The organism is Argonema galeatum A003/A1 (genome assembly GCF_023333595.1).
GTDB classification, from domain to species: Bacteria; Cyanobacteriota; Cyanobacteriia; order Cyanobacteriales; family Aerosakkonemataceae; genus Argonema; species Argonema galeatum.
The window spans coordinates 1-21,303 of the sequence record NZ_JAIQZM010000030.1; the positions used below are offsets into that span (position 1 = coordinate 1).

Here is a 21,303-nt window from a genome sequence, read left to right on the forward strand (position 1 = left end):
AATAATCTCAAAGCCTTACCTAGCAAAGTTTTGAGGATAAATTTAAGTTAATTTAGCACACTAAGTACGGAAGAGCCTATAATTCTCGACATATCGCTTTGATGCGTTAAAAATTAGCTGTTTTCTTTTCTCATCCAGCCCTTTGCCTATTCCACCAAAAAATCCACCTGCACCTTCCCAAAGCGTCTTGATAACGATACCAGTTAGGCTTTTGGTTGCGGCATCTACCAGAAGGGGTTCAAATCCTGTCATAAAGTTATTGGTGAAGCAATTATAGCTAGGGGCTAGGGGCTAGGGGCTAGGGACTAGGGTCGGAAGGGTTTATAATCAAGGGCTTCAGCAATTCATAATGTCCTAACCGCCAAGGCGGTTGCTATAAGAAGAGATTCGTTGCTCTCAATATAACCTACTAATCAAACTCGCCGCCATATATCCGCAGAGGAGCAGAGGAGCAGAGGAGCAGAGGAGCAGAGGAGCAGAGGAGAAAAAGAATGATAGATAATCTTCAAGCAGGAGATTTATTTTGACAATATGGTTTTCCTTAAGTTTCATAATGCCGCTGTCACTTGCACAAGTCCTTGACCTTGACGCTCTTTCAATTCACCTAAATCCTTACAGCTAGAAAAGAGTTCTTCCCTGAGTTCTGGTACTGTGATATCTGGATACTGTTCTAGGATAAGCGCCGCTATACCCGAAACAATAGATGTTGCTATTGATGTGCCATTCCAAGCTTCATACCCCCCGCCGATGACTGAAGAATAAACTGCCTCACCTGGAGCGACAAGGTAGGGAACTTGATACTGATGGTTATCAATAACGAGGGTGCCACTGCTGCTGAAACTGGCAATGCGATCGTTACCATTTGTCGCTCCCACAGATACAACACTCTTATAGTTTCCAGGACTACAGGTGATGTTGCGTCCATCATTTCCCACCGCACAAACAGGCAGTAAACCGACAGTTAATAGGTCTTCAACTAAATCGCTCATTTGATTCAAACATCCGCGAATACTAGCGGAAATATTGATAATTTGCACATCTGGTCTTGTAGCTGCCCATTCTAGTGCCTGAATAAAATTGGAAAGATTACCAACTCCCCGTGGTAAAATTAGACTGCTGATCAGTTTAGCTTGTGGTGCAACGCCAACATTTTTGCCGCAAATTAATCCTGCTATGTGCGTCCCATGACCATCAGTATCTTGGGGAGATGTTGGTAGAGCTTCCCAATGTTTGATATCAAAACTATAGGATTCAACTATTTTACCATGCAGTTCTGGGTGAGTTGAGTCTATGCCTGTATCGAAAACAGCAATGGTGACGTTTTTACCAGACCTTTCAAAACCTTTCCGACGTGCTGCTTCTAATCCTATAGCCTGCAAATGCCATAAGTCAGATGTGTCGATTTTCTGCTTTGTCGGAGTAACAGCGCGTCGGGGTTGAATCAAATCTATTAGCTGGTCGCGTAAAATTTGGACATTTGGCAGGTCTTGGCGCATTTGTTCGGCTTCGCGATCGCTCATTTCCGCGATCGTCGTTCCTGTGATTTTTGGCGCATTTCTACTGTTTAATATTTCGATAACGCCTCGATTTTGAGCGTCTTTAATCCAATCGCTAATTTCTTGCTGAACGGGATCTTCCATTTGTAACCAGGCAACTGACTGAACTTGTTCCTGACGCTTTTCAACTGTGAATTTTTTTGAAATAAGATCTAGGTAGCGTGCTACTGACATTGCCTTTGGGCGGATGATGTAAATAGTCATCGGTTTTCTATTATTTAATTTTACTTATGTTATCCTAGCGTCAAAAAGTATAGCAACCGCTCTCGTCGGTTAGGACAACTCCAACTCTTACCTCTTACCTCTTACCTCTTACCTCTTACCTCTTACCTCTTACCTCTTACCTCTTACCTCTTACCTCTTACCTCTTCCCTCTTCCCTAGCCCCTAGCCCCTAGCCCCTAGCTATAATACAGTGGTTTTCTGCCTAAACCCAGAAACCCGGTTTCTTGGAGAAACCGGGTTTCTTTAAGTTAGAGAAGGAGTACAATATCAAACCATCGCAGCAACCTTCAATTCAAAAATCTTTTCAATTGTATCCTCTACAACTTTATCCGGCGTCGAAGCACCAGAAGTAATACCGACTACAATTTTTCCATCAGACAACCAATTCTCTTCTACCTCTAAATTGCCGTGCAATAACTTATGTTCAATGCGATTGCCTGGGCCAATTCGTTCGGCACAATCGATATGATAGGAAGGAATTTGTCGCTCGATCGCAATTTGTTGTAATTGCGTAGTATTAGAAGAATTAAATCCACCAATCACCATCATTAAATCCAGTTTTTCTTCCACTAAATTCAACATTGCATCTTGACGTTCTTGGGTGGCGTCGCAGATGGTGTTAAAGCTTTGGAAATGCTGATTTAATTCACTAGGGCCATACTTTTTCATCATGGTTAGCTCAAAGAGTTTGCCGATTTGCTCGGTTTCGCTTTTGAGCATTGTGGTTTGGTTGGCAATGCCAATATGCTCTAAATCCTTGTCCGGGTCGAATCCGTCTGAGTAAGCACGGCTGAATTTGGTTATGAATTCGTCGCGATCGCCACCGTTAAGGATGTAATTGCTAACGTACTCAGCCTCTGTCATATTCAGCACGATGAGATATTTATCGGCAAAAGAACTGGTGGCGATCGTTTCTTCGTGTTTGTACTTCCCGTGGATAATCGAGGTGTAGCTTTTTTTCTTGTGTTTCTCGACTGTATTCCAAACTTTAGAAACCCAAGGACAGGTCGTATCGACTATTTTGCAACCTTTGTCGTTAAGCACCTGCATTTCTTGAACGCTGGCACCGAAGGCAGGTAAGATCACCACATCACCAGCACTAACGCTGGAAAAGTCCTTATTACCTTGGTTAACGGGAACGAACTCTACCTGCATCTCCCGCAACCGCTCATTTACAGAAGGGTTGTGAATAATCTCGTTTGTCACCCAAATGCGATCGCCTGGGAAGTGCTGGCGAGTTTCGTAAGCCATCGCTACAGCTCGTTCCACGCCCCAGCAAAAGCCAAACGCCTCTGCTAGGCGGATGGTAACGTTACCCCGTTGTAGGGTGTAGTTGTTTTCGCGGATTTCCTGAATCAGATTGCTTTGATATTCGGATTTGAGGACACCAGCGACTTCCTCTTGGTGACCAAATCCTTTGCGATGGTAATTCTCCGATTGTTGGAGCGATCGTTTGAAAGCTTTTGTGTCCATTCGTGTTTTTGATGTGATAGTCCATATCCAGCTATTTTCAGACTACCAGGGGCTAGGGGTTAGGGGCTAGGGACTAGGGAAGAGGGAAGATTTTGCTCCTTTGCCCCTCTGCCCCTCTGCCCCTCTGCTCCTCTGCTCCCCCACAACTGGGTTAAGTTCCATCTGGCGATACATTAGCAATGCGGAACGCCAAACTAAATAGCCTTGGCGGTTGAGGTGGAGTCCGTCTGTAGTCAGTTCGGGGCGAAGATTGCCTTGGTCGTCGGTAAACAGGGGGTATAAATGAAAATATTTTACTCGTTCTTCTTGAGCGATCGTCTCCAGCTGTAGGTTAAGCGATCGAATGCGATCGTTGGGGATAGCAAGCAAGCGATCGCGTCCTTCCCAGGTTGACTGTTCGCCGCCGTGGGGCAAAATCGACTGCACTACAATCAGAGATTGGGGATGAACCCGCCGCAAGCGGCGTACAATCAGCCGATACTTCCATAAAAGATCCTCGTCTGTGACCTGGCGAATCAAGTCATTGATGCCAATCATCACAAAAATGGTCTCAGGCTGGCTGCGGTCAAACAAATTTAATCGTCGCAGTAATCCAGCCGTAACTTCCCCAGAAATCCCCTGATTCAGCCAGCTAGTGTCTGAGGGTAATAAATCTGGCGGAAACCATAAACTCAAAGAATCCCCAGCCAAGACATTTAAATGCTGGGGCGGGTTTTCGGCTACTACCTTTGCTTCCTGCTCTAGGATGGCTACCCACTTTTGATAACTCAGCTGGTGGCGTGGCCCCAAAGGAGAAGCCGATACGGGTATTTCACGCATCAGGCTCTCTCGTGTCGTGGAAGCATTTAGCTGGGAATCGATGGGCAACCAATAATCGCGCAGCAGCCAGACAAGTAGCAGTGTTAGTAACCCATTAGCAGCCAGGGATAAAAACGCCCAGGTAGGCCAAGTTTTCCAGCGATGGGGCACTCGATCGGATTTAACTCATTTTGAATCTAATCGTAAAGTACCACTATCACAAAGGGAAAGTTACTGGCAGGATTTGTGAAGGACAACTATACTTCGCACGGGCATAAATGGGCGAAGCATTCCGTGAATAATTTGTTGGTTGAACCCAAAGATCTTTGACGGAATGCTTCGCCCCTACAGGGATAAAAAAAGCTCGGTCACAGACCGTGCTGAGTATAACTACTCCCTAGTAAAACTGAGACCAGAGGCAAACTCTTCGCCGTAAGCTTCTTCCCCATGTTCGTTGATATCCAGCCCTTGCTCTTCGGCTATAGGCTTTACGCGCAAAGCCATCACCGCGCCCAACGCTTTGAGGATGAGCAACGTGCCAACAGCTGCAAAAATGTAGGTCGCCGCAACACCCACGAATTGCTTCCACAACAACTCTGGGTGGCCTGCAAGCAAACCATCGGCTCCTCCGGAGTTAACAGCTTTATTGGCAAAAACACCTGTCAGAAGAGCGCCTACGGTACCACCGACCCCGTGGACAGGATAAGTATCCAAAGAATCGTCAAATTGCCATTTAGCCCGCAAGCTAACAGCAACGAAACAGGCAAGAGAGGTGATCGAACCGATCAGAATAGCTCCAATAGGAGATACGTATCCCGCCGCTGGGGTAATGCCTACGAGTCCTGCTAGGAAGCCGGTGGCAATGCCGATCGCAGTTGGCTTGCCTCTGAGTACCCATTCCACAATTATCCAGGTAAAACCGGCGGCTGCGGTTGCTACTACTGTGGCTACACAAGCAACGGCTGCCACGCCGGAAGCTCCTCCGGCACTACCACCGTTAAAGCCAAGCCAACCAAACCAGAGCAAGCCTATTCCCAGTAAGACATAGGGGACGTTATGGGGTGCGGCGGGTTGTGTTGGGTAGGTTTTCCGGGGGCCAAGGACATAGGCTGCGACTAGAGCAGAAACCCCTGAGCTGATGTGTACGACTGTACCACCGGCAAAGTCTAATGCTCCCAGGTCTAAAAGCCAGCCGCCTTTGCCCCAAACCCAGTGAGCTAAGGGGGAGTAGATCGCGGTAGACCAAATCAGTACAAACCAGAAATATGCTTTGAAACTAATCCGCTCAACGATCGCACCCGATATTAAGGCAGGTGTGATGATCGCGAACATCATGTTGTAAAGCATGAAAAGTTGATGCGGAATGGTTGGCGCATAGCCGATCGAACTTGGTTTGTCGAACTCAACGCCGTTGAGAAAGGCCCAGTTTAAGCTACCAATGAAGGGATTGGCAGTAAAAGGCGGATCTGCTCCAGGGTTGATAGAATTTGGTGCAAAGGCGAGACTGTAGCCCCACAGCGCCCAGGTAACGCCAACAACCGCCATCAGGATGAGGCTCATCATCATCGTGTTGAGGACGTTGCGCGATCGCACCAGTCCTCCGTAGAAAAAGCCCAGTGCTGGCGTCATCAACATTACCAGTGCTGACGATATCAACATCCAGGCTGTATCCCCAGTATCGATCGTCGGCCCGGCGGTAGCTCCAGAAGCTTCTTGACCAGACACAGCCGGTGGAGGCACAGGTATAGGAGATACTTCTGCTGGCAAACCTATTGGGGAAGGCGATGCTTCTGGCGACCCTATTGGGGAAGGCGATGCTCCTGTTGGCGACCCTATTGGGGAAGGCGATGCTCCTATTGGGGAAGGCGATGCTCCTGGCGAACCTGTTGGAGAAGGCGATGCTTCCGGCGAACCTGTTGGAGAAGGTGATACTCCTGTTGGCGAACCTGTTGGCGTTGGCGATGCAGTTTCTGGAGTTGATAGCGTAGGAGAAGGGCTTGGCGAAGGCGATACGTCTTGGGCAAATGTATTTCCCACCATTAGCCCCGTTACCAGACAGGCTGAAATTATGCAAGCAATTAGAAACTTTTTCAACACTTGTTTGTTCCCCTCAACACCGAAGAGTTGATATAAATGAATTCAATTGAACGAATTTTAAGGACTCGTTTTCTGTATCAAAAAATACAGAGTTATTGGTGATATTATGCTAAATACAAGAAACTATTGACTAAGTTAGAAATCACCCGAAAAATCTCGATAAAGCTTACACTCTATGGGTTTGGCAGCAAGGAGGTTGACAAAATGTCGATTTTCTTAATTATAGTTAACCATTGTTACTCACGGCGATTATGTTGACAAAGTGGTAATTTTCTGCGTAGTTGGCAAATCATGCCGCTAGGGAATAGGGAATAGGGAATAGGGAATAGGGAATAGGGAATAGGGAATAGGGAATAGGGAATAGAGATTCTTCTATCCGTGCATCCGTGCCTATCAGTGTCGTGGTTAGCGGGGAATTGCTGAATACAATCTCTCTGGAGGTAGTAGATTAGAATACATTAAGGGTATATTTCGCAGGCGTGGCTTATGATAGGCAGTCTCCATCCACAAAACGACATCCCGGCTGTTGAAGACATAGACCTTCCCGGCAGCCCCATATCCCTTAATTCTAGATTTTATATCGATCGTCCTCCCTGTGAAGCTCTCGCATATAGAGAACTGTGCAATCCTGGCAGTTTAATCCGCATTCGAGCGCCCAGAAAAATGGGGAAAAGTGCCTTAATGCTGCGCCTGCTCAACCAGGCTGCTACTTTCGGCTACCGTACAGTCACAATAGATTTTCAGCAGGCTGACACCACAATTTTTGAAAGTTCGGACAAATTCTTGCGTTGGCTGTGTCTTAACGTAGCGCGGCAGTTAAAACTGGCTCCCAACCTGAATGATTACTGGGACGAGGACATGGGTAGCAAGGTGAGCTGCACCATCTATTTTGAGGGATATTTGTTAGAGCAAATTCGCACTCCCTTGGTGTTAGTATTCAATGAAGTAAATCTGCTATTTGAATACCCTCATATTACCCAATAATTTTTTCCCATCTTGCGATTTTGGCACGAAGAAGCTAGACGAGAAAACGTTTGGCAGTCAGTTCGTTTAGTTTTAGTTCACTCGACGGAAGTTTATGTTTCTTTAAGCATTAATCAATCGCCATTTAATGTGGGATTAACAATTAAATTACCGCAGTTTACATCCCAGCAAGTTCAAGATTTAGCGGTTTACCCAATTCTGTAGTTACCATAAGTTTAGGAGTGGCTTGCACAATTCCTAGTTCTAATAATGATGCGGAGACGCTCTTATTAGAAGCGGACAAAGCTCTTTACAAATCTAAAAAAACAGGGCGCGATCGCGTAACTCTAAGTTCAATTTTGAATTTTACATTTTGAGGAAAGGACAAAACCTTGTAGAGTTGAATATAATCCTAAATCCTAAATCTAAAATCGAATGATACCTTAATCAAAGATCCATAGATGCCGAATATAATCGTCTCACCTTTGCCATCTTTGGCGTGGCGACTCCCTCCGATTTAATCCAAGATAAAAATCGCACCCCATTTAATATTGGTAAAGCGATCGAACTGCACGGCTTCCAATTTGACGAAGCTCAACCCTTAGTCAAAGGATTAGCCATTTATACAGATAACGCGACAGAAATATTAAAAGAAATCTTAAAATGGACAGGTGGACAACCATTTTTAACCCAAAAAATATGTGATTTAGTGCAAACAACGAGTCAAGAAAACCCAAACAAAAGTTTGACAATTCCGACGGGAATGGAAGGGTTTTGGGTGGAGTCTTTGGTGCAAGCAAAAATTATCCATAAATGGGAATCCCAAGATGAACCAGAACATTTAAGAACCATCCGCGATCGTCTTAATTATAATGAACAACGCAAAGGCAGACTGCTGGTAATTTATCAGCAAATTTTACAAGGCGCAGAAGTTATTGTTAATGACACTCAGGAACATACCGAATTAATCTTATCAGGCTTAGTTGTCAAAAATTAAGGCTATTTACAAGTCAAAAATAAAATTTACGCCAGTGTATTTAATCTCATCTGGGTAGTATCAGAATTAGGTAAATTGCGCCCCTATTCTCAAACCTTTGATGCCTGGATAGCTTCTCAACAAACTGATGAATCTCGATTGTTAAGAGGGCAAGCTTTAAAAGATGCTCAAATCTGGTCGCAAGGAAAAAGTTTAAGCGATTTAGATTATCAGTTTTTAGCGGCTTCGGTTGAATCAGATAGAAAAGAAGTACAACTCACTTTAGAAGCCGAACGAGCCAAAGCCATTGAAGCACAATTGGCAGAGCAAAAACAACGATTATTACAGGAACAACAAACAGCCAAATTACAACGATTATTGTTAGGAGCAATTAGTATCGCCTTTCTGGTATCTTCAGGTTTGGGATTATTCGCTTTTAGACAATTCAGAGAAGCCAGGATTAGCGAAATCAAGGCGTTAGCATCATCTTCCGAAGGATTATTTGCTTCAAATCGTCAATTAGACGCGATGATCGCAGCAATTAAAGCCAAACGCAAATTAGAAAGTTTGGGTAGTGTAGATAGCAAAACGACTGAAGATGTAGAAATAGCCTTGAGACAAACAGTTTATAGCAACAACGAATTTAACCGTTTGATCGGTCATAAAAGTGGCATATCTACTGTTGATATTAGTCCTGACGATCGGTTGATTGCGACTGGCAGTAGCGATCGGACCGTTAAACTCTGGAAACGAGATGGTACGTTGCTGAAAACATTAAAACATACTGCAACAGTGTTTCGCGTTGCTTTCAGTCCTGACAGTCGCTTGATTGTTGCGGGAAGTTTAGATGGTATTGTCAAGCTTTGGCGTATTGACGGCACTTTAGTAAAAACAATTCAGGCACATAAAACCTCTGTCTGGGGAGTTGCTTTTAGCCCTGATGGTAAGCTGATTGCGTCAGCCAGTGGCGATCGGACTGTGAAATTATGGCGGCTTGACGGTACGCTCTGGAAAACATTGATAGGACATAAAAAATGGGTTTCCAATGTAGCTTTTAGTCCAGACAGCCAGATACTTGCTTCCGCAGGAGGGGATAATACTGTTAAACTTTGGAGTGTTGATGGCAAGTTGCTGAAAACCATAGAAGGACATCAAAATTCGATTTGGGATGTGGCGTTTTGTTCGCAAGGAAATTTACTGGTTTCAGTTAGTAAAGATAGCACTGCAAAAGTGTGGCAAATAGACGGAACTTTAGTCAGAACGCTTCAAAGTAATGATGCTATTTATGGCGTTGATTGTCAGGGTAAATATATTGCTACCAGTGGTAAAGATAATCAGGTAAAGATTTGGAAAATAGATGGAACATTTATTAGAAACTTAAAGCAGCATCGTGCAGTTATTCGAGATGTAGCATTGAATTCTAATGGTTTGATGGCTGCTTCTGCCAGTGATGATACCACCGTTAAACTCTGGCAACGCAATAAATATTTGTCAAAACCGCTCTACGGTCATAAAGATACGATTTGGGAAGTTGCTACTAGCCCAGACGGGAAGTCGATTGCGACCGTTAGTGCTGATAATACCCTTAAATTATGGTTGGCAGATGGCACACTTTGGCAAGATTATAAAGAAAATAAATATGGTTTTCGCAGCGTTGGCTTCAGTCCAGACAGTAAAATTATAGTGACTGGAAGTGATAACGGTACTGTTCAAGTTTGGGATTTAGGTGACCGGAATAAATCGGCGCTCAGACTGTTGCGAACTTTGAAAGGACATGGGGCTACGATTACTGCTATTGCGATCGGTCCCGATGGGAAAAATATCGCTTCTGCTGGAGATAATAACACTATCAAAATCTGGAATTTTGATGGCAAACTATTGCACACCATGACTGTTTCCCATCAGAGAATCTGGAAATTAGCTTTTAGTCCTAACGGTCAACTCCTAGCCTCTGCCAGCCAAGATAGTACAGTGAAACTTTGGAAACTTGATGGTACGGCTGTGAGAACGTTGAGAGGTCACGAGGATGGGGTTTGGGGAGTCGCTTTTAGTCCTCAAGGAAATATGATTCTTTCTGCTAGTTGGGATGACACTATTAAACTTTGGAAATTAGATGGAACATTACTGAAAACAATTAAGGCAGAGAGTCAGGGTTTATCGCGAGTTGCTTTTAGTCCTGACGGTCAAATTATTGCCACAGGTGGTGTTGATAATCAGGTGAAATTATGGAGCTTAGAGGGAAAGTTGCTGAATAAATTACCCGGACATCAAGGAACAGTCATCAGTCTTGCTTTTACTGCTGATGGTAACTTCCTGGTTTCGGGGGGAGATGATGCCACTGTGATGCTTTGGGATTTAAAACAAATTCGGACGCTGAATGAACTAGAGTATGCTTGCAATTGGGTGCGGGATTATCTGCGGACGAATGTTGAGGTGGAGGAGAGCGATCGCCATTTGTGCGATAATATTCGCAAACGATAGTTAAATATTTAGTATGTTGTTGCGCTTCAGCGCTCTTTAAAGAGCGCTGAAGCGCAACAACATACCTGACAAAGTTTTATCATGGGCGATCGACAGGATATAATATAATTCGGAAAGAACCGTAAATTTTTGGATCGCGTTTAAGACATTTTTTCCAAGTACTGCTTGTAGCCTAGTTCATCTAGTTGTGCTTGTTTTTGGAGTACGGATTCGGCTAGACTTTGACGATATTGCTGAACTTGTTCCAGCAATTTTGGCTGATGGGTGGCTAAGATTTGTACGGCTAAAAGTCCGGCGTTCTTGGCATTACCAATGGCGACGGTGGCGACGGGGATTCCAGCTGGCATTTGCACGATCGAATATAGAGAATCTAACCCCTGCAAGTGGCGACTGGCTACAGGTACGCCAATCACGGGCAGGGGTGTCAGGGAAGCAACCATACCGGGCAGATGGGCTGCTCCACCAGCACCGGCGATAATAACTTTTATGCCCCGTTGGTGGGCGCTTTTGGCGTATTCTACCATGCGATCGGGGGTACGGTGGGCAGAGACGATCGCAACTTCGCAGGCGATGCCGAATTCTTCGCAAATTGCGATCGCTCCCTGCATGGTGGGCAAGTCGGAATCGCTGCCCATGATAATGCCTACTAATGGTTGAGTCATTTGTCAGTTGTCATATTTTTATAAATACACACAAATATACCACTTTTTTATTATATGCTTGAATCAAATTTAATAGTAACTCAAGTTGCTAGTTACTTGCACTCTGGGTACGTTGTTGCGCTTTAGCGCTCTTATCCAAGTTGGTATAAGAGCGCTAAAGCGCAACAACGTACCTAATACAACCTTAATTATATAACCAGCAACTTGCGTTGCTAAATAAACTGAACACTCAGAAACCGGGTTTCTAACAGCCGCACCCAGATCGTGATAAATTAAATATCATAAATCATCAGATAGGCAATAAAACCACCAATCGCTACCTAGATGGATATTATCAACGCTAGAGTACCCGAATACAAAGCTTTGCAGCAATTATCAATTGATTCGGGCGGTATCATTCAGAAAATTATGCCAATGTACGTTGCTGGCAAACCTTCAGCAGATAAAGAAGTTGTAGATGTAAATGGGGATTGGGTTTCCCTGGGGGGTGTCGATTTGCAGATTAATGGGGCGCTGGGCTTAGCATTTCCTGACTTAAATCCAGATAATTGCGATAAACTCCCGGAAATCTGTAAATTTCTGTGGGATCGGGGCGTTGATGGTTTTTTGCCTACTCTTGTCACAACTTCGGTAGAGAACATTCAACGAAGTCTTGCAGTGTTAGCTGATTTTATAGTAACTCAGCTAAACGATCGACCAACGGCTCAAATATTGGGAGTACATTTAGAAGGGCCTTTTTTGAATCCTGAAAAGCGCGGGGCTCACCCATCTGAGTATTTATTGCCGCTGACTATTGATAATGTGAAGAGGGTTTTGGGTGCTTACGCAGATATCGTGAAAGTTATTACTTTAGCACCAGAATTAGATTTAACTGGAGAGGTAATTTCTTATTTGCGTTCTTTGGGCATTATCATCAGTTTAGGACACTCGCAAGCTACTGCCGCTCAAGCGCAAAAGGCATTTAAATTGGGTGCATCAATGGTGACTCATGCCTTCAATGCCATGCCCAGTTTACATCATCGCGAACCTGGATTATTGGGTGCTGCTATAGTCGATCGAGATGTTAAATGCGGTTTGATTGCTGATGGTCAGCACGTATCTCCGACAATGTTGCAAATATTACTACAAGCTAGCAGTTACGAAAGAGGTATTTTCTTAGTTAGCGATGCTTTGGCACCTTTGGGATTGCCGGATGGTGTTTACCCGTGGGATACTCGCGAGATTGAAGTGAAAAACGGCACGGCGAGATTGCCAGATGGAACGCTTTCGGGGACGACTTTATCGTTATTGGTAGGGGTGCAGAATTTGGTGAAGTGGGGAATTTGCGACAGAGAAGAAGCGATCGCACTTGCCACTGTTACACCCCGAAAAGCAATTGGTATAAAAGGAATCATCGGTAAACCTGCTCACCAGTTATTGCGCTGGCAAATGACTCAACCAGAACCGAGTTACGAACCGATACTGACGTGGAAAAGATTATTTCCAAGTGTTAACTAAATCGATCGGCAACCTACAACCTTTACTTAGAAACCCGGTTTCTAGGAGAAACCGGGTTTCTGAGTGTTTAGTTTATTTACGCCAATCTACTTACCAACTTTCTACCCTAACTCTAGAGTTGTTGTCCCAAATATGTGCGAGATATTGATATTTGGTATGCCGCGAGTGTACATCCGAACGCATTCAAATACTGGCTTCATCCCGTAACTTTCAGCCAGGGAAATAGCCTGGTGATTAGCATCGGGAGTATCTAAAAATATAGGCTTACCGTCACCCAGGCTACTGAGGCATTGAAATAAACTTTCAGCAATTTGGGCATCGTCAGCAAACAGAGGCCCAATTCTCAACCCGGTGCGGGATTCTCTAATTATTCCATAGCCGCACAAATTGCCATCCTTAATATAGGCATAGCCTGCACGCGCTGGGGAATTAACCCATTCTTGTAGGAAAGCTGGACGAGGTGCGGGAAAATGTTGGTTATCGTAATGAAAAATATCTGCAAATGGGATATCTTTTAGCGTCACAATGTTGTCAGGAGGTGTAGCAGCTATCCCAGTACCTTGATAGCGAATATGGCTATATGCTGGCTGAAAACCAAATTTGCGGTAGTTTTCTACTTGTGCTAAGACACCATCGAGGGCAAAATTGCGATCGCCTAGCAACCTCAAAGCCTCATTCCAAGTTTGCAAGCCAAAACCTTGACCGCGCCGATCGGGTTTGACAATATAAAAACCGATAAAGCCAAAAGTCTCGCCGTAGCGTACCGCCGAAATAGTGCTGATGGGTTCGCCGTCGATTTCACCAATCAAAAAACCGCCAGGATCGGCAGCATAGAAGGCACCTGCATCGTGAATGCCGGTATTCCACCCCTCTGCTGCGCCCCAATCGAGGGCGAGTTCTAACTCAGCAAGGGTCATTGGTCGAATTGTCAATCTGTCGCCGCTCATAGCTCAAGCATTCGATACTGAATGAAAGTTACCTCAAAAGTAACGTCTAATGGTAAGTTTAAGCGTTGGAAACAACTTAACAGCAGGAAAATTAATGAACGCAACCGACGATAAAACCATTGTTCAGGACTACTTTAATTCTACTGGCTTCGATCGCTGGCGGCGTATTTATGGCGATGGCGAGGTGAATAAAGTCCAGCGAGATATCCGCGAGGGACATAAGCAAACAGTTGATACCGTACTCAGTTGGCTGACATTTGATGGCAATCTATCAAAGCTATCAATCTGCGATGCCGGTTGTGGTGTTGGCAGTCTCAGCATTCCCTTGGCGCAGGCGGGAGCTAAAGTTTATGCTAGCGATATCTCTGAAAAGATGGTGGGCGAAGCAAAGGAAAGAGCCGAAGCTGTTTTGGCTAACACCGATAATGTTACTTTTGCGGTGCAAGACTTAGAGGGTTTGAGCGGTAGATACCACACTGTCATTTGCCTGGATGTCCTGATCCACTATCCCCAAGATAAGGCAGCTGAAATGATTGCTCACCTCACTTCTTTGGCAGAGTCTCGTCTAATTCTCAGCTTTGCACCTCACACCTTTGCTCTTTGTTTGCTCAAGAAAATTGGTAGTTTCTTCCCAGGTCCGAGCAAAGCGACTCGCGCTTATCTGCATCGCGAAGCTGATGTTGTCGAAATTCTTGAGACTTGCGGCTTTTCAGTTCAGCGGTCAGCTATGACCCGTACCCGTTTTTACTTCTCCCGCATACTGGAAGCTACGCGGAAATAAGGTTATAATCGCGGCAATACTAACCTATCAGCTGGAACTATGAAGCTCCTCAAAAAAGTGTCTGCGGTTTTGGTAACGGGATTTGGAAGTGTTTGCGTATTGGCTGGGATTTATGCGCCCTTTAACCCTGACATTAGCCGACAAGAAAAAATTGAGGAGGCTACGGCTTGTCTGCTGATTGGTGTGCCTTTAACTGGATGGGGTTTATGGATATGGAGGGGTTTGGCTCGACAACGGGACAAGGAAGTTCAAGACCGCCTCCAGTCCATTTTTTATCGGTTGATTCAACAAGAAAATGGGGAAATTACAGTTTTGCGGTTTGCAATGGAGGCACAGCTACCAGGAAAAGAAGCGAAAAAATATCTAGATGAAAAAGCGAAGGAGTTTCTAGCTAATTTTGATGTGACTGAAACGGGCGATATTAGTTATCGCTTTGATTTGTAGGATTTAGCAGCAGATTTATGGTAAAAGTTTTTTTGGTTGTAGCATCTATTTTGGGTGGTTTATCTGTGGCTGGCGGTGCTTTTGCTGCCCATGCTCTGAAGGAAAAGTTGAGCGATCGATCGCTTGAAATTTTTGAAACTGGCGCTCGTTACCAAATGTATCACGCTTTGGCACTTTTGCTGGTGGCGTTGCTGTTAACTCGCGCCGAAATACCCCAAACTTCTTTAGTAGCAGCTGGGTTTGCGTTCATCGCTGGCGTTGCGCTTTTCTCCGGTAGTTTGTACGCGCTGAGTTTCAGTGGGATTAAGTGGCTGGGTGCAATTACTCCCTTGGGAGGAGTAGCTTTTATGGTGGGATGGGGTTGTTTGGCAGTTGCTGCTTTGAGCTTTAAGTATTAATCATATCTTGTCCGGTTGCATCGTTAGTACATGAGTGATATCGTCAATTTGTCTGTTTTCATCGTTGGTTAAATTTTTACCGCAGACTTCGGCGTGAGAGGTTCGGCTGAGCGCTCAGGCTTCGACGTGAGCGCTCGCCGAAGTCGCAGATTAACGCAGATAATAATAATCACACGAATTTGGGGGGGTAGTTTCGGGCAATTCCGGCAAGCCGCGCTGGCTTTTGAAGCGCTTTTTGGACTTCCGCCAGTTCTTGGAATGACTTGCTTTTGATGCCTTTTTCGATCGCAATAATCTGATTCAGGCGTGCCATTAATGCCGCCTCCTTATCTTCTGAATGAGTTTGTAATACTTGTAGTATATTGTATCTTTAGCGGATATGTCTAGTTTTTCGCCAAATCTCTAAGGTACAAGAGAGTTGGACTGCCCTATTTCAGGTCTGGCGTGCGATCGCCAGCTATGTATATATAGCAACCGCTCTCGTCGGTTAGGACAGTAGGGGCGAAGCATTCGGGCATATAATTTATTGGTTAAAACCTTATATTTACTACCCGAATGCTTCGCCCCTACTCCAGATTTATGGCTTAACCGCCTTGGCGGTTGCTATATATTGCGCGGCCCGATCGTTCTTTATACTACATCAGGAGCGATCGCACTAACCAACAGACCCCATTCTCAACCGTACCAGCAACTCGTTCAATGCCGCCTTAGCAGAAGGTGCTTCCGGTAATGTACTGCTTTGAAAAGCTGCTTCCAACTCACCGCGCAAACGCTCAAATTCTTCATGATGAAATGCTATATCAGCATCTTCCAAAACAGACTTCTCAGCACCTGCCAACTTTCGGGCAATCAAATCGGGAATATAAGGTAATTTGAAGATTTCATTCAATAGCACTAAGTTAGCTTCTACAACGCCTGTTTGCATCAAATAAATACCAGTCAACAAGACTCGGTAGATATAAAGCAGGGGTTTAACTCTTCTGTCTTTCTCAAACAATCTCCATTGCGTTTGGGCAAATCCGAAATAGTGGTGAACATGGTTGCGGGTGATGCAACCTTTGGCAATAACTTTCAATTCTTCATGTTCTGACGTAGTGCGAACAATCAAAGGCGAATACAACTGCTCTAAAACATAACCATTCTTTTTGAGCAGCAGCGAAAAGAACTTTTTGATATCGTGAGTTACGAGGTCAATTTCCAGTTTGTTGCGAAATTCCGAAACTTCGATAGTTTCACGTCCTGGCTCTAATCCAACTACTTCTGACACCGGCAAAATGTGGGAACCGCGCAAGTCAAAATCAGAATCTGGTGAGGGAAAACCATACAAATGCGCCCCGCTAATTGTAGCGAACAAAAGCGGGTATGGCTGTTCTGAAATTACTGGGAGTAGCTGCTGCTCAATCGTCATAATTTATTGGGTATGGCAGATAATGAAGAATGTAGCTTTTCAGCTTTGGAGTATATTTTTATTGGCGGTTCGCTGAAATACTTGAACAATGCTGGACATAACCACCCTTCCATATTTTTTTGGTGCCAGCGATACCAGTTACCCCCGTACTCTTCTCTCAACCAAACCAGTTCTGCTTGATATCCTGGAAAAGGGTTGACGGAAAACAAAAGCTTGAAACCTTTATCGGCATTCGGAATATCTTGAACGAGAATATCGATCATTGCGGGTATGCCGCTGACAAATGGTTCCCGTACAAGTCCGACTCCTTCATCGTCAAATACCCAGGTATGTTCGTATCGATATGGAAAAATCACCATCATTGCGTTAGACATCAATTTTATCTTCTCATTAAGGTTGTCGTAATGTGGGCATTGCCCACATTACTATTAGCGCCTGCCTGTGCCAAAATTTCGAGATTTATTCGATCCATTTTTATCAACACCACCAGGCGAAATGTTACGCATTTCTAGAGGCGATAATTGCTCTTGTATCCGCACGTCATCCGTCTTAAGGATAGGTTCTTCAGAAGAAAGGCGTCTGTCTTGCAGAATTTGAACTTCTCTCTCAAACTGCCGCCTTCCTTCCCTGAAGAAGTCTTCAGAACTCGACCGAAATAAACCATTTGTAACTCGCTGAGGAATGTCGATCGCACGCGCTTGTACACTAGCTAACAAAACTATCGGAAACGCCAGCACTGTAGCTGTAGCGACGCTGCGACATATCTTATTCAGAGTTATTTTCATTTTCGATACCATAAAAATAACAGAGTGTCAATTCTATTATATGCGCTAAAATAATATCTTTCTAAATTAGGAGCAGACCCCTCAGTATGTGCCGATTACTTGGCTATCTCGGCCCACCCATCCTACTTGATTATATTCTGTCCAAACCAGAGCATTCGCTGATTGAGCAGAGTTACCAACCACGGGAGATGACCTCTGGGTTGCTCAACGCCGATGGCTTTGGGATTGGTTGGTATCACCCACAGCGAGACACCGACCCCTTCATTTACAAAAATACGCTGCCCATCTGGAGCGATATTAACCTGCCCAATCTCAGCCGCTATATCGAGTCAGGCTGTATACTCGGCTATGTCCGCAGCGCTACTTCCGGTCAAGCGGTAGATTTGAGCAACTGTCAGCCTTTTCGTTACGGGCATTTGTTATTCACTCACAACGGCTTCATCCAACATTTTCGGCAGACATTATATAGACCGATACGTAACCGACTAAGCGATGAAGCTTACCAAGCTATTGACGGTTCTACAGATTCAGAACACATTTTCGCTCTGTTAATTAATGAGTTAACGGTTAACCCAGATATTGCTTTAGAAAAGGCATTGCACAACTCGTTAATAACCTTGGCTGAATTAGCACAATTTCATGAAGTAAAAGTCGCTGCCAACATCATTGTTACAGATGGACGCCGCCTGGTTGCTTCTCGCTTTTCCACCCGGAAGCCTGCACCCTCACTTTACTGGCTGCGAGACGATCCAATTTTTCCAGATGCGGTAATTATTGCTTCCGAACCTTTATTCGCTGGCAATTGGATCGGCTTTCCTGAAAATAGCATTATTAGTGTGGGAGAAGACCTTGATATCCAAATCTCTTAGTTTTCAAACAACTCAGCCCAGCACAACAGACGAACGGCGACAGCAGATTAAAGAGTGGATGCAGCTTTGCCGTGCTGGTACTTTAGCGGTATTTGAAGGTGTTGATTACAATACCTTTTGCCATCAACCTCATCCAGAATTTAGCCCTGTTGGTTGGCATTTGGGTCACATTGCCTACACCGAGTCGCTCTGGCTGCTGGAGCGTTGTGCTGGCAAACCGTCTCAGTTTAAACAATATCACAGCTTATTTGCAGCTGATGGCTTACCCAAGGGAAAACGGGTTCATTTACCGACGCTGGCAGAAGTTATTTGCTACTTAGACGCTGTGAGAAAACAGGTTTTTGATTACCTGAAAGTAGCGCCTTTAGATGAGCAAGAACGTCTCTGGCGATTTATGATTCAGCATGAAAGTCAACACAGCGAAATAATATCGTTTCTGTTGCAATTGCAAAGTCGGTCATTAGTCATTAGTCATTCGTCATTAGTCAAGGAAGATCCCCCCCTGCCCCCCCTTAAAAAGGGGGGAGAACAAAACACAAACGATCTAGGACAAGAAATAATTGAAATCCCGGCGGGTGAGTTTGTGATGGGCAATGACTCGATCGATGCTTTGGACAACGAACGCCCAGCACATCGAGTTTATTTGGATACCTATTGGATCGATCGCTACCCGGTAACTTGCGGAGATTACCGCAAATTCATGCAAGCAGGAGGCTACCAGAACCGCGAATGGTGGTCACCTGCTGGGTGGGAGTGGCTGCAAGCAAACCCAATTACTCAGCCGCTTTATTGGTTAGAAGATTCAGCGTGGGATAATCATCCAGTTTGCGGCGTTAGCTGGTACGAAGCAGACGCCTATGCGCGATTTGTGGGTAAAAGATTGCCAACAGAGGCAGAGTGGGAAAAAGCAGCTAGTTGGGATGCAGCAGCTGGGGTGTTTTGCACATATCCTTGGGGAGAAAAAGAACCAAATACGGATCTATGTAATCATAATTACATACAAAAGCAACAAACAGATTCACCAATCCAAAATCCAAAATCCAAAATCCAAAATCATCAAACAGATTCACCAATCCAAAATCCAAAATCCTCTCTTGCGAAGGTGGGCATCGTGACGGGAACCGCCAAGACGCCCACTTCGCGCAAAATCCAAAATCGAACCACGGCGGTATATGCTTATCCAGCTGCTAAAAGTGCTTACGGTTTGCAGGATGCCTTGGGCAATGTTTGGGAGTGGACGGCTTCTTGGTTTGACGGTTACGAAGGGTTTGAATACTATCCCTATCGCGGTTATTCCCAAGTTTATTTTGATGGGCAGCATCGGGTGCTAAAAGGTGGCAGTTGGGCAACTCGTCCTTGGGCTTTGCGCTGTAGTTTTCGTAATTGGTATCATCCTGGTGTGCGTCAAATTTTGGCAGGATTTCGCTGTGCCAGTTTTTAGCCCTAAATTTCCATTTCTGACCACGTTGGCGGTAGCCCAGTTATTGACGACATCTGACACCGTTTCCAGTAAAGACGGGCGGCATTATCTTGCTCATTCACTTGCAAAACGCGCTCGAACAGTTGCTGTGCTTGAGCATATTTCTGCTGGTAATACAGAACGATCCCTTGTTCAAAATCGGTTTTGGTTTGCGTTTTGAGAGATGCTAGAGACTCAGGCTCAGCCTCGTAAATTTCAAATACACTCACAGGAGCCTGTTTACCTTTTACTTTAACGCGGTCAAGAAACCTATATTTGTACTTTTCGGAGTTATCCAGATAAGAAACGGTTTGTCTGGTAATTACGATACCCGCACCATAAAATTTCGTTAAGCCTTCCATGCGAGATGCCAAATTCACTGCATCTGAAATCACCGTGCTTTCCATCCGTTCCGACTCGCCAATGGTGCCCAGCATCAAACTTCCAGTATGCAAGCCAATACCGATGGCGATGGGGGCACAACCACTGCTTTGCCGATGGTAATTATACAGAACAACCTGTTTTTGCATTTCGATCGCTGCTTTGACTGCATCATCAGCTGTATGGGGAAACAGCGCCATGATGCCATCGCCAATATATTTATCAATAAAGCCGTTGTGCTGACGGATGACTGGGCCAACTCGGCTCAAGTATTCGTTGAGAAAATCAAAATTTTCCTTGGGAGACAGGTTCTCCGACATACTCGTAAACGAGCGAATGTCGGCAAACATAATCGTCATTTCTGCCTGTACGGAATCGCCCAGTCTGGCATCGACAATACTTTCTTTTTGCAGAAATCTCAAAAATTCACGCGGTACAAAACGGGCGGAAGCCGCTGCGATTCTTTCCAGTTCTTTTTTGCTAGTTTCAATCGTCGTCAGAGCGCGAAACGCTCTTAAAGCTGTCACCACTGTTGTAAACAGCTTTTGCGTGGTCAGTTCAGTTTTAGTTTTATAGTCATTAATATCGTAATCAACAATCACCAGATTTTCTGGCACTACTCCCGGCTGTCCTGTACGTAAAATGATTCGCACCAACTTATTGCCTAACACATCGCGGATATATTTAACTACCTCCAAGCCTGCATCATCATTTTCCATGACTACATCTAGCAAAATTATGGCCGTCTCGGCGTGCGCTTCGATTAATTCTTTAGCTTCTTTGCCCGAAGAAGCGCTAATAAAGGTTAAGGATTTACCCTCAAATATAAAATCATCTAACGCTAGTTTTGTGACATTATGAATTTCAATTTCATCGTCTACAATTAAAACTTTCCAACTTGACTCTATCTGTGAATCTTTCGATTTTTTATCGTTGGTCAAGAGTCGCTCATCGTCTTCTTCAGCAAAAATTAATTCGTCATCTTCCTCATTCACAAATGGTTCTTCATTTCCTTCTAACATATCTAATTCTCCTTAATTATTCTTGATTTTAACATTTTTTTAATTACAATGACCGCCACGACACAGATATACACGGATGCAA

General features: G+C 44.6%; 23 protein-coding genes. 11 read left to right on the forward strand and 12 right to left on the reverse strand.

All coding sequences use genetic code 11. From position 1 onward, the window contains the following. Positions 1–60 precede the first annotated feature (60 nt). The 5 genes from LAY41_RS24205 to LAY41_RS24225 all read right to left on the reverse strand — a co-directional run bounded on the left by LAY41_RS24205 (position 61) and on the right by LAY41_RS24225 (position 6,148). Positions 61–252: a hypothetical protein gene (locus LAY41_RS24205; RefSeq protein ID WP_249103654.1), complete on the reverse strand. Its 192-nt coding sequence runs from the start codon at positions 250–252 to the stop codon at positions 61–63. A 296-nt stretch (positions 253–548) separates the two neighbouring features. Further along, positions 549–1,760 (reverse strand): S8 family peptidase, encoded by a 1,212-nt coding sequence (locus LAY41_RS24210; protein WP_249103657.1) that lies wholly within the window; start codon positions 1,758–1,760, stop codon positions 549–551. A 287-nt stretch (positions 1,761–2,047) separates the two neighbouring features. Further along, positions 2,048–3,253 carry a 4-hydroxy-3-methylbut-2-enyl diphosphate reductase gene (locus tag LAY41_RS24215; protein ID WP_249103661.1) on the reverse strand — a complete coding sequence of 402 codons (1,206 nt, stop codon included), beginning with the start codon at positions 3,251–3,253 and terminating at the stop codon, positions 2,048–2,050. 66 nt (positions 3,254–3,319) lie between these two features. Next, complete coding sequence (locus tag LAY41_RS24220; RefSeq protein WP_249103665.1) at positions 3,320–4,222, reverse strand: GDSL-type esterase/lipase family protein; 903 nt, start codon at positions 4,220–4,222, stop codon at positions 3,320–3,322. 219 nt (positions 4,223–4,441) lie between these two features. Beyond that, positions 4,442–6,148, reverse strand: coding sequence for an ammonium transporter (locus LAY41_RS24225; protein WP_249103668.1), 1,707 nt, complete (start codon positions 6,146–6,148; stop codon positions 4,442–4,444). A gap of 486 nt (positions 6,149–6,634) precedes the next feature. Between LAY41_RS24225 and LAY41_RS24230 the strand changes: the two genes are divergently transcribed. From LAY41_RS24230 to LAY41_RS24245, 5 genes are all read left to right on the forward strand, one after another. Continuing rightward, positions 6,635–7,132, forward strand: a complete 498-nt coding sequence (locus LAY41_RS24230) for an AAA-like domain-containing protein (RefSeq protein WP_249103669.1) — start codon at positions 6,635–6,637, stop codon at positions 7,130–7,132. Between the two features lie 12 nt (positions 7,133–7,144). Continuing rightward, entirely contained in the window at positions 7,145–7,336 is a 192-nt protein-coding gene (locus tag LAY41_RS24235) for an AAA-like domain-containing protein (protein WP_249103672.1), read from the forward strand. A 5-nt stretch (positions 7,337–7,341) separates the two neighbouring features. Beyond that, complete coding sequence (locus tag LAY41_RS32890; protein ID WP_420840346.1) at positions 7,342–7,488, forward strand: diguanylate cyclase domain-containing protein; 147 nt, start codon at positions 7,342–7,344, stop codon at positions 7,486–7,488. A gap of 80 nt (positions 7,489–7,568) precedes the next feature. Continuing rightward, the gene (locus LAY41_RS24240; protein WP_338023050.1) at positions 7,569–8,108 is read left to right on the forward strand and encodes an AAA-like domain-containing protein; all 540 of its coding nucleotides are present in this window, start codon (positions 7,569–7,571) and stop codon (positions 8,106–8,108) included. Positions 8,109–8,183: 75 nt separating this feature from the next. Continuing rightward, positions 8,184–10,568: a WD40 repeat domain-containing protein gene (locus tag LAY41_RS24245; RefSeq protein ID WP_249103677.1), complete on the forward strand. Its 2,385-nt coding sequence runs from the start codon at positions 8,184–8,186 to the stop codon at positions 10,566–10,568. Between the two features lie 140 nt (positions 10,569–10,708). Here LAY41_RS24245 and purE read toward each other — a convergent pair whose 3' ends face one another. Continuing rightward, the gene (purE, locus tag LAY41_RS24250; RefSeq protein WP_249103680.1) at positions 10,709–11,230 is read right to left on the reverse strand and encodes a 5-(carboxyamino)imidazole ribonucleotide mutase; all 522 of its coding nucleotides are present in this window, start codon (positions 11,228–11,230) and stop codon (positions 10,709–10,711) included. Positions 11,231–11,554: 324 nt separating this feature from the next. Here purE and nagA point away from each other — a divergent pair, with 324 nt between their 5' ends. Beyond that, complete coding sequence (nagA, locus tag LAY41_RS24255; protein WP_249103683.1) at positions 11,555–12,727, forward strand: N-acetylglucosamine-6-phosphate deacetylase; 1,173 nt, start codon at positions 11,555–11,557, stop codon at positions 12,725–12,727. 101 nt (positions 12,728–12,828) lie between these two features. On the opposite strand, the gene LAY41_RS24260 is transcribed toward nagA, so the two are convergent. After that, positions 12,829–13,674 (reverse strand): GNAT family N-acetyltransferase, encoded by an 846-nt coding sequence (locus LAY41_RS24260; protein WP_249103688.1) that lies wholly within the window; start codon positions 13,672–13,674, stop codon positions 12,829–12,831. Between the two features lie 94 nt (positions 13,675–13,768). Between LAY41_RS24260 and bchM the strand changes: the two genes are divergently transcribed. The 3 genes from bchM to LAY41_RS24275 are packed head-to-tail and all read left to right on the forward strand — an operon-like array spanning position 13,769 to position 15,297. Further along, a complete protein-coding gene (gene bchM, locus LAY41_RS24265; RefSeq protein WP_249103691.1) occupies positions 13,769–14,455 on the forward strand; it encodes a magnesium protoporphyrin IX methyltransferase in 687 nt (228 codons plus the stop codon). A gap of 39 nt (positions 14,456–14,494) precedes the next feature. Further along, positions 14,495–14,899 carry a hypothetical protein gene (locus LAY41_RS24270; RefSeq protein WP_249103693.1) on the forward strand — a complete coding sequence of 135 codons (405 nt, stop codon included), beginning with the start codon at positions 14,495–14,497 and terminating at the stop codon, positions 14,897–14,899. 17 nt (positions 14,900–14,916) lie between these two features. Beyond that, on the forward strand, positions 14,917–15,297 hold the full coding sequence (locus tag LAY41_RS24275) for a DUF423 domain-containing protein (RefSeq protein WP_249103696.1): 381 nt from the start codon (positions 14,917–14,919) through the stop codon (positions 15,295–15,297). Positions 15,298–15,466: 169 nt separating this feature from the next. Here LAY41_RS24275 and LAY41_RS24280 read toward each other — a convergent pair whose 3' ends face one another. From LAY41_RS24280 to LAY41_RS24295, 4 genes are all read right to left on the reverse strand, one after another. Further along, entirely contained in the window at positions 15,467–15,610 is a 144-nt protein-coding gene (locus LAY41_RS24280; protein WP_249103701.1) for a DUF7873 family protein, read from the reverse strand. A 342-nt stretch (positions 15,611–15,952) separates the two neighbouring features. Continuing rightward, entirely contained in the window at positions 15,953–16,705 is a 753-nt protein-coding gene (locus LAY41_RS24285; RefSeq protein ID WP_249103704.1) for a nucleotidyltransferase domain-containing protein, read from the reverse strand. Next, a complete protein-coding gene (locus LAY41_RS24290; protein ID WP_249103707.1) occupies positions 16,702–17,079 on the reverse strand; it encodes a DUF6717 family protein in 378 nt (125 codons plus the stop codon). Before LAY41_RS24290 ends, LAY41_RS24285 begins: the two co-directional genes overlap by 4 nt. 54 nt (positions 17,080–17,133) lie before the next feature. Further along, positions 17,134–17,490, reverse strand: coding sequence for a hypothetical protein (locus LAY41_RS24295; RefSeq protein WP_249103711.1), 357 nt, complete (start codon positions 17,488–17,490; stop codon positions 17,134–17,136). An 86-nt stretch (positions 17,491–17,576) separates the two neighbouring features. On the opposite strand from LAY41_RS24295, the gene egtC reads away from it, so the two are divergent. Both egtC and egtB read left to right on the forward strand, forming a co-directional pair. Further along, positions 17,577–18,359 (forward strand): ergothioneine biosynthesis protein EgtC, encoded by a 783-nt coding sequence (gene egtC / locus LAY41_RS24300; RefSeq protein WP_249103713.1) that lies wholly within the window; start codon positions 17,577–17,579, stop codon positions 18,357–18,359. Next, complete coding sequence (gene egtB / locus LAY41_RS24305) at positions 18,340–19,800, forward strand: ergothioneine biosynthesis protein EgtB (RefSeq protein WP_338023049.1); 1,461 nt, start codon at positions 18,340–18,342, stop codon at positions 19,798–19,800. Before egtC ends, egtB begins: the two co-directional genes overlap by 20 nt. 2 nt (positions 19,801–19,802) lie before the next feature. Here the strand turns inward: egtB and LAY41_RS24310 are convergent, their stop codons facing one another. Further along, complete coding sequence (locus LAY41_RS24310; protein ID WP_249103716.1) at positions 19,803–21,221, reverse strand: adenylate/guanylate cyclase domain-containing response regulator; 1,419 nt, start codon at positions 21,219–21,221, stop codon at positions 19,803–19,805. Between the last annotated feature and the right edge of the window lie 82 nt (positions 21,222–21,303).

Excerpts from the sequence above, each read along its gene's own strand:
- LAY41_RS24205 (WP_249103654.1), bottom strand. The coding sequence starts at position 252 with ATGACAGGATTTGAACCCCTTCTGGTAGATGCCGCAACCAAAAGCCTA.
- LAY41_RS24210 (WP_249103657.1), bottom strand. The coding sequence starts at position 1,760 with ATGACTATTTACATCATCCGCCCAAAGGCAATGTCAGTAGCACGCTAC.
- LAY41_RS24215 (WP_249103661.1), bottom strand. The coding sequence starts at position 3,253 with ATGGACACAAAAGCTTTCAAACGATCGCTCCAACAATCGGAGAATTAC.
- LAY41_RS24230 (WP_249103669.1), top strand. The coding sequence starts at position 6,635 with ATGATAGGCAGTCTCCATCCACAAAACGACATCCCGGCTGTTGAAGAC.
- purE (WP_249103680.1), bottom strand. The coding sequence starts at position 11,230 with ATGACTCAACCATTAGTAGGCATTATCATGGGCAGCGATTCCGACTTG.
- nagA (WP_249103683.1), top strand. The coding sequence starts at position 11,555 with ATGGATATTATCAACGCTAGAGTACCCGAATACAAAGCTTTGCAGCAA.
- LAY41_RS24260 (WP_249103688.1), bottom strand. The coding sequence starts at position 13,674 with ATGAGCGGCGACAGATTGACAATTCGACCAATGACCCTTGCTGAGTTA.
- bchM (WP_249103691.1), top strand. The coding sequence starts at position 13,769 with ATGAACGCAACCGACGATAAAACCATTGTTCAGGACTACTTTAATTCT.
- LAY41_RS24270 (WP_249103693.1), top strand. The coding sequence starts at position 14,495 with ATGAAGCTCCTCAAAAAAGTGTCTGCGGTTTTGGTAACGGGATTTGGA.
- LAY41_RS24275 (WP_249103696.1), top strand. The coding sequence starts at position 14,917 with ATGGTAAAAGTTTTTTTGGTTGTAGCATCTATTTTGGGTGGTTTATCT.
- LAY41_RS24280 (WP_249103701.1), bottom strand. The coding sequence starts at position 15,610 with ATGGCACGCCTGAATCAGATTATTGCGATCGAAAAAGGCATCAAAAGC.
- LAY41_RS24285 (WP_249103704.1), bottom strand. The coding sequence starts at position 16,705 with ATGACGATTGAGCAGCAGCTACTCCCAGTAATTTCAGAACAGCCATAC.
- LAY41_RS24290 (WP_249103707.1), bottom strand. The coding sequence starts at position 17,079 with ATGTCTAACGCAATGATGGTGATTTTTCCATATCGATACGAACATACC.
- LAY41_RS24295 (WP_249103711.1), bottom strand. The coding sequence starts at position 17,490 with ATGAAAATAACTCTGAATAAGATATGTCGCAGCGTCGCTACAGCTACA.
- egtC (WP_249103713.1), top strand. The coding sequence starts at position 17,577 with ATGTGCCGATTACTTGGCTATCTCGGCCCACCCATCCTACTTGATTAT.
- LAY41_RS24310 (WP_249103716.1), bottom strand. The coding sequence starts at position 21,221 with ATGTTAGAAGGAAATGAAGAACCATTTGTGAATGAGGAAGATGACGAA.